This window comes from Xanthomonas sp. JL1 (assembly GCF_038405005.1).
Window position 1 is genome coordinate 17502 of the sequence record NZ_JBBYGR010000067.1, and the last position, 14679, is coordinate 32180.

General features: G+C 63.7%; 9 protein-coding genes, 1 other RNA gene and 2 pseudogenes. 11 read left to right on the top strand and 1 reads right to left on the bottom strand.

Translation table 11 applies throughout. From position 1 onward, the window contains the following. Window positions 1-48 precede the first annotated feature (48 nt). The 4 genes and pseudogenes from rplI to WJW29_RS15495 all read left to right on the top strand — a co-directional run bounded on the left by rplI (window position 49) and on the right by WJW29_RS15495 (window position 5387). Complete coding sequence (gene rplI / locus WJW29_RS15480; RefSeq protein ID WP_011259076.1) at window positions 49-498, top strand: 50S ribosomal protein L9; 450 nt, start codon at window positions 49-51, stop codon at window positions 496-498. A 209-nt stretch (window positions 499-707) separates the two neighbouring features. Beyond that, on the top strand, window positions 708-4211 hold the full coding sequence (gene smc / locus WJW29_RS15485) for a chromosome segregation protein SMC (protein WP_011408596.1): 3504 nt from the start codon (window positions 708-710) through the stop codon (window positions 4209-4211). 56 nt (window positions 4212-4267) lie between these two features. Then, the gene (gene zipA / locus WJW29_RS15490) at window positions 4268-4999 is read left to right on the top strand and encodes a cell division protein ZipA (RefSeq protein ID WP_011259074.1); all 732 of its coding nucleotides are present in this window, start codon (window positions 4268-4270) and stop codon (window positions 4997-4999) included. A 6-nt stretch (window positions 5000-5005) separates the two neighbouring features. Continuing rightward, window positions 5006-5387, top strand: a pseudogene (locus WJW29_RS15495) (hypothetical protein). A 170-nt stretch (window positions 5388-5557) separates the two neighbouring features. Here WJW29_RS15495 and WJW29_RS15500 read toward each other — a convergent pair. Beyond that, window positions 5558-5785 (bottom strand): annotated as a pseudogene (locus tag WJW29_RS15500) (aminotransferase); the annotation flags it as partial. Window positions 5786-5854: 69 nt separating this feature from the next. Between WJW29_RS15500 and ligA the strand changes: the two are divergent. The 7 genes from ligA to WJW29_RS15535 form a co-directional block, all read left to right on the top strand. After that, entirely contained in the window at window positions 5855-8380 is a 2526-nt protein-coding gene (gene ligA, locus WJW29_RS15505; protein WP_011259072.1) for an NAD-dependent DNA ligase LigA, read from the top strand. Then, window positions 8377-9339 (top strand): EF-P lysine aminoacylase EpmA, encoded by a 963-nt coding sequence (gene epmA, locus WJW29_RS15510; RefSeq protein WP_011259071.1) that lies wholly within the window; start codon window positions 8377-8379, stop codon window positions 9337-9339. The genes ligA and epmA overlap by 4 nt, the downstream gene beginning before the upstream one ends. 109 nt (window positions 9340-9448) lie before the next feature. Next, on the top strand, window positions 9449-10135 hold the full coding sequence (locus WJW29_RS15515; RefSeq protein ID WP_041182140.1) for a DUF3011 domain-containing protein: 687 nt from the start codon (window positions 9449-9451) through the stop codon (window positions 10133-10135). Window positions 10136-10197: 62 nt separating this feature from the next. After that, window positions 10198-10273: non-coding RNA, sX9 sRNA (locus tag WJW29_RS15520), on the top strand. Between the two features lie 62 nt (window positions 10274-10335). Next, complete coding sequence (gene mtnA / locus WJW29_RS15525; RefSeq protein ID WP_011259069.1) at window positions 10336-11400, top strand: S-methyl-5-thioribose-1-phosphate isomerase; 1065 nt, start codon at window positions 10336-10338, stop codon at window positions 11398-11400. A 210-nt stretch (window positions 11401-11610) separates the two neighbouring features. Continuing rightward, on the top strand, window positions 11611-14307 hold the full coding sequence (gyrA, locus tag WJW29_RS15530; protein ID WP_011259068.1) for a DNA gyrase subunit A: 2697 nt from the start codon (window positions 11611-11613) through the stop codon (window positions 14305-14307). 132 nt (window positions 14308-14439) lie between these two features. Further along, window positions 14440-14679 (top strand): transposase (locus WJW29_RS15535; protein WP_146770876.1); only part of this gene is annotated, 240 nt, incomplete at its 3' end.

Genomic DNA, 14679 nt, shown 5'->3' on the forward strand with positions numbered 1-14679 from the left:
CCGTTGCGCCCGCCACATGCCGGCGCTAACGAATAACGGAGCACCACCATGGATCTGATTCTTCTGCAGAAAGTGACCAACCTGGGCAACCTGGGCGACAAGGTCAGCGTCAAGCCGGGCTACGGCCGCAACTTCCTCGTTCCGCAGGGCAAGGCCGTGCCGGCCACCGCTGCGAACGTGGAAGCGTTCGAAACCAAGCGCGCCGAGTACGAAGCCAAGGCCAGCAGCATCCTGGCCGACGCACAGAGCCGCGCCACCAAGTTCGAAGGCGCCAGCGTCACCATCTGCGCGCACGCGTCGACCGAAGGCAAGCTGTACGGCTCGGTTGGCCCGCGCGACATCGCCGAGGCGTTCACTGCCGCCGGCCTGCCGCTGGAAAAGAGCGAAGTGATCCTGGGCGAAGGCGCATTCCGCAATGTCGGCGAGTACGACGTTGTGCTGCACCTGCACGCAGACGTGGAAACCACGGTCAAGGTCATCGTCGAATCCGACGCCTGATCCAAGCCGTCTGTGTCATCCGAAGGGCGCCTTGTTAGGCGCCCTTCGTTTTTGGGGTGCCGCCGCCAGTGCGGGCATGCCCGTTATACTCATGCCCCATTGCCGGTTTCACGGCCTGCAGATCTTATGGATCAAGGGCTTGCGTGCTGGCTTCACAGGAAAAGCGCCTGCCGGCTTGGTCCGCGCGGTGCCCGGAATCTCCAGTCCCCATGCGCCTGTCCACGATCAAGCTGTCCGGTTTCAAGTCGTTCGTCGACCCGACCACGTTGCATCTGCCCACCAATATGACCGGCATCGTCGGCCCCAATGGGTGCGGCAAGTCAAACATCATCGACGCGGTGCGCTGGGTGATGGGCGAAAGCTCGGCCAGCCGCCTGCGCGGCGACTCGCTGACCGACGTGATCTTCTCCGGCTCCTCGGCGCGCAAGCCGGTGTCGCAGGCGACGGTGGAGCTGATCTTCGACAATTCCGATCACACCATCAGCGGCGAGTTCGCCTCGTTCAACGAGATATCGGTCAAGCGCCTGGTCAGCCGCGACGGCAACAGCGCCTACTACCTCAACGGCACCAAGTGCCGGCGCCGCGACATCACCGATCTGTTCCTGGGCACCGGCCTTGGGCCGCGCAGCTACTCGATCATCGAGCAGGGCATGATCAGCCAGATCATCGAAGCGCGCCCGGAAGACCTGCGCGTGTATCTGGAAGAAGCCGCCGGCATTTCCAAGTACAAGGAACGTCGCAAGGAAACCGAAACACGCATTCGGCATACGCGCGAAAATCTCGACCGCCTGGGCGACCTGCGCGAGGAAATCACCAAGCAGCTCGCGCATCTGCAGCGCCAGGCGCGGCAGGCCGAGCAGTACCAGGCGTTGCAGGAAGAGCGCCGGATCAAGGATGCCGAGTGGAAGGCGCTGGAATACCGCGGCCTGGATGGACAGCTGCAGGGCCTGCGCGAAAAGTTGAATCAGGAAGAGACCCGCCTGCAGCAATTCATCGCCGAACAACGCGATGCCGAAGCGCGTATCGAAACCGGCCGCGTGCGCCGCGAAGAATCTGCCGAAGCGGTGGCCAAGGCGCAGGCCGATGTCTACCAGGTCGGTGGTGCATTGGCGCGCATCGAGCAGCAGATCCAGCATCAGCGCGAGCTCTCGCATCGTTTGCACAAAGCGCGCGATGAGGCGCAGAGCCAGCTGCAGGAATTGACCCAGCACATCAGTGGCGACTCGGCCAAGTTGAGTGTGCTGCGCGAAGCGGTGGCCGCTGCCGAGCCGCAACTGGAACAACTGCGCGAAGACCACGAATTCCGCCAGGAGTCGCTGCGTGAGGCCGAAGCGCGGCTGGCCGACTGGCAGCAGCGCTGGGAAACCCATAACCGCGACACCGGCGAAGCCTCGCGTGCCGGCGAAGTGGAGCGCACGCGCGTCGATTATCTGGACCGCCAGGCGCTGGAAGCCGATCGTCGCCGCGAAGCGCTGGTCAACGAGCGCGCCGGCTTGGATCTGGATGCATTGGCCGAGGCGTTCGAGCAGATCGAACTGCGCCATGAAACCCAGAAGACCTCGCTGGACGGTTTGACCGAGCAGGTCGAAGCGCGCAAGCACGCGCTCGGCGGGCTGCAGGAACAGCAACGGGCAAGCCAGGGCGAGCTGGCCGAAGTGCGCAAGCAGGCGCAGGCTGCGCGCGGTCGGCTGTCGTCGCTGGAAACCTTGCAGCAGGCTGCGCTTGGTCAGGAGCAGGGCGCGGCAGTGGCGTGGCTCAAGTCGCGCGGACTGGATTCGGCAGCGCGCGTGGGCGAGCGCATCAGCGTCCAGAGCGGCTGGGAAAATGCAGTCGAAGGCGCGCTGGGGCAGTTGATCGAAGGCGTGCTGGTGGATGCGCCGGAGCAACTGGTCGACGCGTTGGGCGAGTTGGGCGATGGCCGCATCGCGCTGGTGTCCAGCGCAACCGACAACGCGAACTTCGCGCCGACCTCGTTGGCCGCCAAGGTGCAGGGGCCGATTGCGATCCGTCGCCTGCTCGCACGTCTGCACACCGCCGAGGACCTGGACGCGGCGCGTACGCTGCAACGCAGCCTGCCTGAAGGCGACTCGGTCATCACCCGCAATGGCGAGCGGCTGGGCGAGGGCTGGGTGCGCGTCTCGCGCTCGGGCGCGGCCAAGCAGGGCGCGCTGCTGCGCGAGCGCCAGATCCAGGAGCTACGCACCCAGATCGAAACCTTGCAGGAACGCGAAGCCGAGCTCGAGCACCAGCTCGCCAGCTTCCGCGAACAACTGCTTGCGGCCGAGCAGCAGCGCGAAGACGCGCAGCGCCAGCTGTACATGGCGCACCGCAGCGTTTCCGAACTGGCCGGGCAGTTGCAGAGTCAGCAAGGCAAGGTGGATGCGGCGCGCACGCGCATCGAGCGCATCGAAACCGACCTGTCACAGCTGCTGGAAACCTTGGACACCAGCCGCGAACAGGCACGCGAGGCGCGCGCCAAGCTCGAAGATGCGGTCACCTTGATGGGCGATCTGCAGGGCACGCGCGAAGCGCTGGAAAGCGAGCGTCGTCAGCTCACCGATGCGCGCGATCAAGCGCGCGATGCCGCACGCGGCGTGCGCGATGCGATGCATGCCTTGGCGTTGACGCTGGAATCGCAGCGCACTCAGATTGCCTCGCTGAGTCAGACGCTGGAGCGCATGGATAGCCAGCGCGGCCAGCTTGACACGCGACTGGAAGATCTGGTGGCCCAGCTCAGTGAAGGCGATTCGCCGGTGGAAACGCTGGAGCACGAACATCAGGCCGCCTTGAGCGAGCGCGTGCGCACCGAGCGCGCGCTGGGCGAAGCGCGCACCCTGCTCGACAGTATCGACAGCGAGCTGCGCAGCTTCGAACAGACCCGCCAGCAGCGCGACGAACAGGCGCTGGCGCAGCGCGAACGCATTTCGCAACGCAAGCTCGATCAGCAGGCCTTGGTGCTCAGCGCCGAGCAGTTGTCGGCCGCAGTGGTGAAAGCAGGCTTCGTGCTCGAAGATGTGGTCAATGGCTTGCCCGAGTCGGCCAATCCTGCCGAATGGGAAGCGACCGTCGGCCAGATCGACGGCCGCATGCGGCGCCTGGAGCCGGTGAACCTGGCCGCCATCCAGGAATACGGCGAGGCTGCGCAGCGCTCGGAATATCTGGACGCGCAGAACCTGGACCTCAATACCGCGCTGGAAACGCTGGAAGAAGCCATCCGCAAGATCGACCGCGAAACCCGCGGCCGTTTCAAAGACACCTTCGACCGCGTCAACTCCGGCGTGCAGGCGCTGTATCCGCGCCTGTTCGGCGGCGGGCATGCGTATCTGGAACTCACCGGCGAAGACCTGCTCGACACCGGCGTCACGATCATGGCGCGCCCGCCGGGCAAGCGCGTGTCCAGCATTTCGCTGCTCTCCGGCGGCGAGAAGGCGATGACGGCGGTGGCGCTGGTGTTTGCGATCTTCCAGCTCAACCCCGCGCCATTCTGCTTGCTCGACGAAGTGGACGCACCGCTGGACGAAGCCAATGTCGGCCGCCTGGCCAACATGGTGCGCGAGATGAGCGAGAAGGTGCAGTTCCTGTTCGTCAGCCATAACAAGGCGACCATGGAAGCGGCGCGCCAGTTGTCCGGCGTGACCATGCGCGAGCCGGGCGTCAGCCGGCTGGTCAGCGTGGACCTGGAAGAGGCCGCACGTTTGGCGGGTGCGGCATGACGTGCCATGCTTGTTGGAATATCGACATCTGTCACTCTTATGCGGAGGCACGCTGAATGTCCGACATGGCCATGATCCGGATCGGGATCCTGATCGCTGGACTGCTGCTGGTCGCGGCCATCTTCCTGTTTGGTCGCCCGAAGCAATCGCCGCAAGGGCGCCGGGTCGACAAGCACGAGGGCCAGCTGCGCGAACGTCGCGAACCGGTGATTTCCAGCGGGCCCGGCGTGGAGGGTGAAGCTGCGGAGCGCGGTGAAGGCATCGAGCAGAGCGAGCTGAACCTGGAAGAGCACGATGCCGCCGGCGGTAACGAGGTCGGCAAACGCCCGAACCAGGAGTTCGACAAGATCGTGTCGTTGTTCGTGGCCGCCAAGGCGGGCCAGGTGCTGCGCGGCGAAGATGTGGTGGTTGCTGCCGAAAAGACCGGACTGGTGTTCGGCCACATGAATGTGTTCCACCGCCTGATGGAAGGGCACCCGGAGCGCGGGCCGATTTTCAGCATGGCAAGCATCCTCAAGCCGGGCAGTTTCGACATGGCCAATATCCGCGAGATGCAGACGCCGGCCATTGCGTTCTTCCTCACGCTGCCGGCGCCGATGACCGCGCTGGATGCCTGGGAAAAAATGCTGCCCACCGTGCAGCGCATGGCCGAATTGCTGGATGGCGTGGTGCTGGACGACAGCCGCAACGCATTGGGCCGCCAGCGCGTGGCGCATATCCGCGACGAACTACGCGCCTACGACCGCCAGCACCAGGCACCGCCGCTGACCAAGTCGCCGCGCTGGTGAGTTGGCATGTTGCGCCTGCGGGGCGTGTTGGCGGTGGCATTGCTGCTGGTGCTGTGGGCGATCCTGGCAATGCCGTTGCTGTGGATCTTTACCAGGCACCGCGCGCCTGCGCAGACGCTCGCGGCACTCGCCGTGGCTGGTCGTGGGCTTTGCCGCTGCGATCGCCTCGCTGGTCGCGCCGATGCCGACGCCCTTCGTCAGCGTGTTCATGCCGCATGCCATCGCGTTGTTGGATCGCCGCTATTCCCTGCACATCCTGCACGGCCCGCCGCTCCTGCACGAGTTGCTGTGATGGAACGCCGGCTCGATGACGCTGACTTTCGTGATCAGCTATTTCTGGATCCGGCGCACGCTGCGCATGCCGGAGCCTGAGGCGTTCGATCAGTAGGAATCCGAAGCCCACTGCCCACGGGAGATGTGGTTGGATGAGGGTGCGCAGCGACGTACTCGTTCAATCGAACAAGGCGAGGCTTCGCTCGCACCTTCATCCGCTTCTTGCGGGGCACCTTCTTCCATGTGAACCGGGTTGGCGGTTCGCTTGATCGAACGCTTCGCCAATTAGCGCTTGGCTTTACCGAACGCCTCGCGGAAGCGCAGCATTTGCGCTTCAGTGCCCACGCTCACATCCACGCGCTTGGGCCAGATCGGCCAGCTGCGGCCGACGATGACGCCTTGCTTCTGCATCGAATCGGCGAACACGCCTGCATCGCGCTTGACGTCCAGCAGGAAGCAGTTGACCTGCGAGGGCAGGCAGGTGTAGCCCTTGCCCTTGAGCCAGGCGATGGTATGTCATCATACCACTTCGCTTGCAGAGCGATAGAATTGAAGATCTTGAGTGGGCAATTGGTTGAGACGATGGAGCAAGGTGTGATTGAGCGGGCACGAGAGCTTCGGCGGCGTATCGAAAATGCTGACCACCGGTATTACGATCTTGCAGATCCTGAAATTACAGATGCTCAGTACGACCAGCTCTTTAGAGAGTTACAGGAACTGGAGCAGAAGTATCCAGAACTAGTCACGGCTGACTCACCGTCCATGAGGGTGGGTGGAGCAGTGCGGAAATCATTTGTAAAAGTTAGACACTCAATCCCCATGCTTTCTTTGGCGAATGCATTTGATGAAGTTGAGGTCAAAAACTTCGTTGATCGAATTTTTCGTCGAATGGGCAGCTCGAACCCGCTCGAATTTTCTGTAGAGCCAAAATTTGATGGTCTAGCAATTAGCTTGCGTTACGAACTAGGCAAGTTCGTTCAAGGTGTGACCCGTGGTGACGGCGATGTTGGCGAGGATGTTAGTGAGAACATTCGGACAATAAGGTCAGTTCCATTGAAATTAAAGGGCAACAACGTTCCGGCTATCTTAGAGGTTCGGGGTGAAGTCTATATGCCACGTGATGGGTTTTCTGAATTCAATAAGCGTGCTATGGCTCGGGGCGAAAAACTTCTCGCCAATCCGAGGAATGGGGCCGCGGGCTCTTTGCGTCAGCTAGATAGTCGTATCTCGGCTCAGCGTCCGCTTTCTTTTTTTGCATATGGGGTAGGGCTCATTCAAGTAGAGCAGGACCTCTTTGAGGAGATTCCGCAAAGTATTGCGTCAACTCATTCAGCAATGCTGGCGCAGCTGCGCGCGTGGGGATTTCCAGTGAGTTCGCTAGTCGAAGTGGTGCAGGGCAGCGACGGTCTGCTGGCGTATTACCAGCGCATCGGTGAGGCGCGCGACGGCTTGCCCTTCGATATCGATGGCGTGGTCTACAAGCTCGACGATCTGGCCGGGCAACGCGAGATGGGCTTCGTCTCGCGTGCGCCGCGTTGGGCGCTTGCGCACAAGTTCCCGGCGCAGGAACAGTCCACCACCGTCGAAGCCATCGAGATCCAGATCGGACGTACCGGTGCGGCCACGCCGGTGGCGCGTTTGAAGCCGGTGCATGTGGCCGGGGTGATCGTCACCAATGCCACGCTGCACAACGCCGACCAGATCGCGCGGCTGGATGTGCGCGTGGGCGATACGGTGATCGTGCGCCGCGCCGGCGATGTGATTCCTGAAGTGGCCGCCGTGGTAGCCGACCAACGCCCTCCCGCAACGCAGTCGTGGCAGATGCCCACGCAATGCCCGGTCTGCGGTTCGGAGATCGTGCGCGAAGAAGGTCAGGCGGTGTGGCGCTGCTCCGGCGAGTTGACCTGCCCGGCGCAGCGCAAGGAAGCCTTCCGGCATTTCGTCTCGCGGCGCGCGATGGATGTGGATGGTCTGGGCGAAAAATTCATCGAGGTGTTGGTCGACAGCGGCGTGGTGCAAGGTGTGGCCGATCTGTATCTGCTCACGGTGGATCAGCTGCTGCAACTGCGCATGATCAGCACGGCCGAAAGTCCGCATGCGTTCTTGCGCGAGGCGCGCGAGCATCTGGCCAGCGGCGCGTATGCACAGCTGGAAGCCACCTTGGTCGGTATCGGCGTGGACCTGGCCGGCGAGCGCGAGGTGCCGCAAACCTGGCAGGCCGATCTACTGCGCGCAGGCCTGCCGACGTTCGACTGGAATCGCAAGAAGATCGCCACCAAGTGGGCAGAGAATCTGATCGAGGCGATTGAAACATCGCGCGACACCACGCTGGAGCGTTTTCTGTTTGCGCTGGGCATCGAACACGTAGGCGAAAGCACGGCGAAGGCGTTGTCGGCGTGGTTTGGCGATCTGGACTTGATTCGTCATCTGCCCTGGCCGCTGTTCAAGCGCGTGCCGGATATCGGTGGAGAAGTGGCGCGTTCGCTGGGGCATTTCTTCGATCAGCCCGGGAATCAGAAGGCCATCGATCATCTGCTGGCGCGCAAGGTGCGCATCGGCGACACCCATCCGCCTTCGCCGAAGCTGCGTGGCGAGCTGCGCTTGGCCAATTTGCTGGAGGACCTGGAGATTCCCAAGGTGACGCCGATTCGCGCCGCCCAGATCGCGACTGCGTTTGGTTCCATCGATGCCCTGCGCAATGGCGGTCCCGAGCCTCTCGTCGAAGCGGGTGTACCGCAGTCAGTGGCCGAGTCGCTCGCGACTTGGCTGTTGGTGCCGGCCAACGACACGCTCGCGGTTAAAGCCCAGAAAAAGCTTTCCGCGCTGCTGGCTATGATGCCGGAGGCTGGCGAAGAAAAGACTGGCCCGCTCGATGGACAGACCGTGGTCATCACCGGGACCTTGGCTGCGCTGACGCGCGATGCGGCCAAGCAGCGGCTGGAAGCATTGGGCGCCAAGGTCGCCGGTAGCGTCTCCAAGAAGACGGCGTTTCTGGTGGCCGGCGAAGAAGCCGGTTCCAAGCTCGACAAGGCGCAATCGCTGGGCGTGGAGATCTGGGACGAAGCGCGTCTGCTGGCCTTCCTGGGCGAACACGGCCAACAGCGATGAGCACGGCGCAGCTCGATCTGGCCGCGTTGCAGTTGCGGGCCCGGCTCAACGCCACGATCCGCAACTTCTTCGCCGAGCGCGGCGTGCTGGAAGTGGAAACGCCGGTGCTCTCGCAGGCCGGCAACACCGAACCGAATATCGAAAGTTTCAGCACGCGCTTTACCGGCCATGTCGACGCCGGTGCGCCGGTGCGCTGGTTGCGCACTTCGCCAGAATATCCGCTCAAACGCCTGCTTGCCGCCGGCGCGGGCGATTGCTACGAACTGGGGCGGGTGTTTCGCAATGGCGAAGCCGGTGGCCGCCACAACCCCGAGTTCAGCATGCTCGAGTGGTATCGGATCGGCTGGAACGACCGCAGCCTGGCGCAGGAAACCATCGCGCTGATACGCCGCGCACTCGCGCTGGTCGGCCGCGACGCCGCAGTGCAGGTGCTGACGTATCGTGCACTGTTCGTGCAGAGGTTGGGCATCGACCCGCTGCGCGATCCGATCGAAACGCTACGCGCCGCGCTGCATGACGTGGCCATCGATCCCGCTGGCCTGACCCGCGACGATTGGCTGGACCTGCTGATGACCCATCGCATCCAGCCGGGCTTTGCCAGCGACACGTTGACGGTGGTGCACGACTGGCCAGCCAGCCAGTGCGCACTGGCGCGTGTGCGCCACGACGATCCGCCGGTGGCCGAGCGCTTCGAGCTGTACCTGGGCAGCGTCGAGGTGGCCAATGGCTATCACGAACTGAACGATGCGCAGGAGCAGCGTGCGCGCTTCGTGCGCGACAACGCCGTGCGTGCGGTGCGTGGATTGCCGCAGCTACCGCTGGATGAACGCCTGCTCGCGGTGTTGTCGCAGTTGCCCGACTGCGCCGGTGTGGCGGTGGGTGTGGATCGCTTGTTGATGGCCTTGCGCGGCACCGCGCAGATTGCCGACGTGCTGGCCTTCGACTTCGCCCGCGCCTGAGTCATCGCGCTGTCATCGGCACCGTATTGCTATCTTCACATCGATGATGCTCTCATCTTCACGTACACGGGGGCGCGACGAAGATCGTTTCGGGGTGAGGATTGTCGGCATGAAGTGGCTGATCAGCTTATGCGGTCTGTGGTGCCTGCCGCTGCTGATGCTCGCCGATGCGCCCGCTTCGGACCGCGTGGCCGGCGTGGTGCGCTGCGAGTCCGAGGACCTGGCGCGCGTGCACTGTGCGATGGACACCGCCCAAGGCGTGCAACTGGTGCGCCAACTTTCCGAAACCAGCTGCATCCGCGGCAGCGAATGGGATGTCGAACGCGATGGCGTGTGGGTCGAACAGGGCTGTCGCGCCGAATTCGCAGCGACCCGCGTGCAGGCCGCGACGGTGATGCGCCGCGTAGTGCGTTGCGATTCCAATGGCGGCACGGTGGCATGCCCGGTGGTGCTGCGCGGTGCGCCGGTGCGGCTGCTGCGGCAACGCTCGATGTGGCCGTGCAAGGAAGGGCGCACCTGGGGCGTGCGCCGCAACGAGATCTGGGTGTCGCGTGGCTGCGATGGCGAATTCGAGGTGGGTGCCGAAGACGGCTCCGGCTTCGTCGCGGTGCCGCGCATGGTCACCTGCGAGTCGAAGAAAAGCGCGCGCCGCACCTGCGGTGTGTCGGTGGAACGCGCGGTGCGCCTGGGTCGGCAGATGTCCAAAACGCCATGCGTGGAAGGCCAGACCTGGGGCTGGAGCCGCGATGGGGTGTGGGTGAACGACGGCTGCCGCGCCGAGTTCATCGTCGACTAAGAGCAGCGAACAAAAAACGACTGCGCAGCCGCCAGGAGAGCGCGGCCTGTGCTCGGTGCGGCATGTACCGCTCGTACACTGCGGTACCTCCGCGCCATCCAGGCCCACCTGGCGATTGCTCACTACGTGTTGTTGGCCGTTCTGAGGCAACGCGGCCACCCACCGGCGCAGCCGATGTCCGTGCGCATTACAATGGACGCATGAATGACAGCGCCCATATCGATTACGCCCGCTACGACCACATCCGCCCACTGTTGTGGACCGGCGATGCCCTGGAATTGCTCGACCAACGCAAGCTGCCCTTTGTGGTGGAGCACGTGCGTTGCGACACCAGCGACGCGGTGGCCGAAGCGATCCATTCGCTAGCCGTGCGGGGTGCGCCGGCGATCGGCATCGCAGCCGGGTGGGGCGTGGCGCTGGCCGCGCGCGACATCGCGGCCGACGACGGTAACGCCGCGCTGCAGAAGCTTGAGCCGGCATTGCTGCGGCTCAACGCGGCGCGTCCGACCGCCGTCAACCTGGCCTGGGCGCTGATGCGCATGCGCCGGGTGCTGGGCGCGGCCGGGGCCGACTGGCGCGCAGTGATCGCGCGCGAGGCGCAGGCCATCGCCGATGAAGACCTCGCCGCCAACCGCCATATGGGCGCGCTTGGCGCCGCACTGATCGCGCCGGGCAGCGGTGTGCTGACGCATTGCAATACAGGCTCGCTGGCCACCGCCGGCTTCGGCACCGCCCTCGGCGTGATCCGTGCAGGCATGGCGCAGCAGCGCATCGCCAAGGTCTTCGCCGGCGAGACGCGGCCGTGGCTGCAGGGCGCGCGCCTGACCGTGTGGGAGCTGCAGCAGGACGGCATCGACGCCACCCTGATCGCCGATTCCGCCGCCTCGCATCTGATGAAATCCGGGCTGGTGCAGTGGGTGATCGTCGGCGCCGATCGCATCTGCGCTAATGGCGATACTGCCAACAAGATCGGCACTTACCAGCTGGCGATCGCCGCGCGCCACCATGGCGTCAAATTCATGGTGGTGGCGCCGTCGTCTACGGTGGATATGGCGACCGCCAGTGGCGACCAGATCGAGATCGAGCAGCGCGATCCAGGCGAATTGTTTGGCGTGGGCGGTGTCAGGACGGTGGCCGACGGTATTCATGCCTGGAACCCGGTGTTCGACGTGACCCCCGGCGATCTGATCGATGCAATCGTCACCGAGCGTGGCGTCATCGCGCAGCCGGACCAGGCGCGGATGCAGGCGGCCTTCGGCAACTGAGCCCGACGCGGCGCCGACAGGCTGCCAGCGCCGCTCAAACTCCGCGCAAGTGCTTGTTTCTGCCTGGTAAACCGGAGGCATCGGGGTGGCCTGCCGTGGTACAATCTGGCACTTGAGTCGATCGGCGGGAGCGTAGGGGAGGCAGCCTGATGCAAGGGCGCCCCCGACGCGGCTTTCCGGCTCGCCCGCTACCTCACTTACGGAACCCGAATGGCAGAAACCGCCAAGGAAATCATCCAGGTCAACCTGGAAGACGAGATGCGCAAGAGTTATCTCGATTACGCGATGAGCGTGATCGTGGGCCGCGCACTCCCCGATGCCCGTGATGGCCTCAAGCCCGTGCACCGACGCGTGTTATTCGCGATGCACGAGCTGGGCGCACACAGCAACAAGGCCTACTTCAAGTCGGCGCGTATCGTCGGCGACGTCATCGGTAAATACCACCCGCACGGCGACCAGTCGGTATACGACACGCTGGTGCGCATGGCGCAGCCGTTTTCGCTGCGTTACATGATGGTGGACGGCCAGGGTAACTTCGGTTCGGTCGACGGCGACTCCGCCGCGGCGATGCGTTATACCGAGTCGCGCATGTCGCGGCTGGCGCATGAGCTGATGGCCGACATCGACAAGGAAACCGTCGATTTCCAGCCTAATTACGACGAAAAGGAACAGGAACCGACGGTCATGCCGACCCGGTTCCCGAGCCTGCTGGTCAACGGCTCGGCCGGTATCGCGGTGGGCATGGCCACCAATATCCCGCCGCATAACCTGACCGAGGCGATCAACGCCTGCATCGCGCTGATCGACACCCCGGAGCTGGATGTCGAAGGCCTGATGGAATACATCCCGGGCCCGGATTTCCCCACCGCCGGCATCATCAACGGCACCGCCGGCATTGCCGCCGGCTATCGCACCGGCCGTGGCCGCGTGCGCATCCGTGCCAAGGCCGATGTGGAAGTGGCCGACAACGGCCGCGAGGCGATCGTCGTCACCGAGATCCCGTACCAGGTCAACAAGGCGCGGCTGATCGAAAAGATTGCCGAGCTGGTCAAGGAAAAGAAGCTTGAAGGCATCAGCGAGCTGCGCGATGAGTCCGACAAGGACGGCATGCGCATCTACATCGAAATCAAGCGCGGCGAATCGGCCGAGGTTGTGCTCAACAACCTGTATCAGCAGACCCAGATGGAATCGGTGTTCGGCATCAACATGGTGGCGCTGATCGACGGCCGCCCGCAGTTGATGAACCTCAAGCAGATGCTGGAGGCGTTCATTCGCCACCGCCGCGAGGTGGTCACCCGCCGCACCATTTTCGAACTGCGCAAGGCGCGTGCGCGTGCGCACGTGTTGGAAGGCCTGACCGTTGCGTTGGCCAACATCGATGAAATGATCGAGTTGATCAAGACCTCGGCCAACCCGCAGGAAGCGCGCGAGCGCATGCTGGCCAAGACCTGGCAACCGGGTCTGGTCGGTGCGCTGCTGGGCGCAGCCGGTGCCGAAGCGTCCAAGCCGGAAGATCTGCCGCCGGGCGTTGGCCTGATCAAGGGTTTCTATCAGCTCAGCGAAGTGCAGGCCTCGCAGATTCTGGAAATGCGTCTGCATCGTCTGACTGGCCTGGAACAGGAAAAGCTGACCGACGAGTACAAGCAACTGCTCGGGGTCATCGAAGGCCTGATCCGCATCCTGGAAAATCCGGATGTGCTGCTGCAGGTGATCCGCGACGAGCTGATCAATATCCGCGAGGAATACGGCGACGAACGCCGCACCGAGATCCGTCACAGCGAAGAAGACCTGGATATCCTGGATCTGATTGCGCCGGAAGACGTGGTGGTGACGCTCTCGCACGCCGGTTATGCCAAGCGGCAGCCGGTAAGCGCGTATCGCGCGCAGCGGCGTGGTGGCCGTGGCCGTTCTGCCGCGGCGACCAAGGAAGAAGATTTCATCGACCAGCTGTGGTTGGTCAACACGCACGACACGCTGCTGACCTTCACCAGCAGCGGCAAGGTGTTCTGGCTGCCGGTGCATCAATTGCCGGAGGCCGGCTCCAATGCGCGTGGCCGCCCGATCATCAACTGGATTCCGCTGGAAGCCGGCGAGCGCGTGCAGGCGGTGCTGCCGGTGCGCGAATATGTTGACAATCGTTATGTGTTCTTCGCTACCCGCAACGGTACGGTCAAGAAGACCTCGCTGAGCGAATTCGCCTTCCGTCTGGCGCGCGGCAAGATCGCGATCAATCTGGATGAAGGCGATGCACTGATCGGTGTGGCATTGACCGACGGCGACCGCGACGTGTTGCTGTTCGCCTCCAACGGCAAGACCGTGCGCTTTGGCGAATCCACCGTGCGTTCGATGGGCCGCACCGCCACCGGCGTGCGCGGTATCCGTCTGACCAAGGGCGAAGAGGTGGTGAGCCTGATCGTGGCTGAGCGTGCCGGCGGCGCCGATGAAGAGATCGAAGCCGACGATGTCGATGATGTGGTCGAAACCACCGATGGCGCTGAAACTGCGGTCATCGAGGTTGCTGATGACGGCAACGTGGCCTACATCCTGACCGCCACCGAGAACGGCTACGGCAAGCGCACTCCGCTGGCCGAATATCCGCGCAAGGGGCGCGGCACGCAGGGCGTGATCGGCATCCAGACCACCGAGCGCAACGGCAAGTTGGTGCGTGCAGTGCTGCTGGGGGCCACCGACGAAGTGCTGCTGATTTCCGATGGCGGCACGCTGGTGCGTACACGTGGTTCGGAGATCTCGCGCGTGGGCCGTAACACGCAGGGCGTCACGCTGATCCGCTTGTCCAAGGGCGAAAAGTTGCAGGCAGTGGAACGCCTGGATGCATCGCTGGACGAGGTGGAAGATGTAGCAGGCGAGGCGGCTGTTGCCAGCGATACGCCGCCTGCAGACGCCTGACGGCCACAGCCAGTCGCAGAGAGATCAAAGCAAACGCCGGCGTACTACCGGCGTTGTTTATGGGCGACGTCCGCCTGATTTTGAGTAGCACCTCAGTTTGGAGTCCAATTCCCTACCCCGAGGAGATTGGACGTGAAGAAGCGTTTTTCCGAAGAGCAGATCATCGGCTTCCTGCGCGAAGCCGAGGCCGGTGTGGCGATCAAGGACCTGTGCCGGCGGCATGGCTTCAGTGAGGCGTCCTACTACCTGTGGCGCGGCAAGTTCGGCAGCATGAGCGTGCCAGATGCCAAGTGGCTCAAGGACCTGGAGGCCGAGAACACGCGACTGAAGAAGTTGCTGGCTGAGCAGGTGTTCCAGAACGACCTGATCAAG

Bases quoted from the DNA above. Each gene is read 5' to 3' on its own strand.
- rplI (WP_011259076.1), top strand. From the start codon at position 49: ATGGATCTGATTCTTCTGCAGAAAGTGACCAACCTGGGCAACCTGGGC.
- smc (WP_011408596.1), top strand. From the start codon at position 708: ATGCGCCTGTCCACGATCAAGCTGTCCGGTTTCAAGTCGTTCGTCGAC.
- zipA (WP_011259074.1), top strand. From the start codon at position 4,268: ATGTCCGACATGGCCATGATCCGGATCGGGATCCTGATCGCTGGACTG.
- ligA (WP_011259072.1), top strand. From the start codon at position 5,855: ATGGAGCAAGGTGTGATTGAGCGGGCACGAGAGCTTCGGCGGCGTATC.
- epmA (WP_011259071.1), top strand. From the start codon at position 8,377: ATGAGCACGGCGCAGCTCGATCTGGCCGCGTTGCAGTTGCGGGCCCGG.
- WJW29_RS15515 (WP_041182140.1), top strand. From the start codon at position 9,449: ATGAAGTGGCTGATCAGCTTATGCGGTCTGTGGTGCCTGCCGCTGCTG.
- mtnA (WP_011259069.1), top strand. From the start codon at position 10,336: ATGAATGACAGCGCCCATATCGATTACGCCCGCTACGACCACATCCGC.
- gyrA (WP_011259068.1), top strand. From the start codon at position 11,611: ATGGCAGAAACCGCCAAGGAAATCATCCAGGTCAACCTGGAAGACGAG.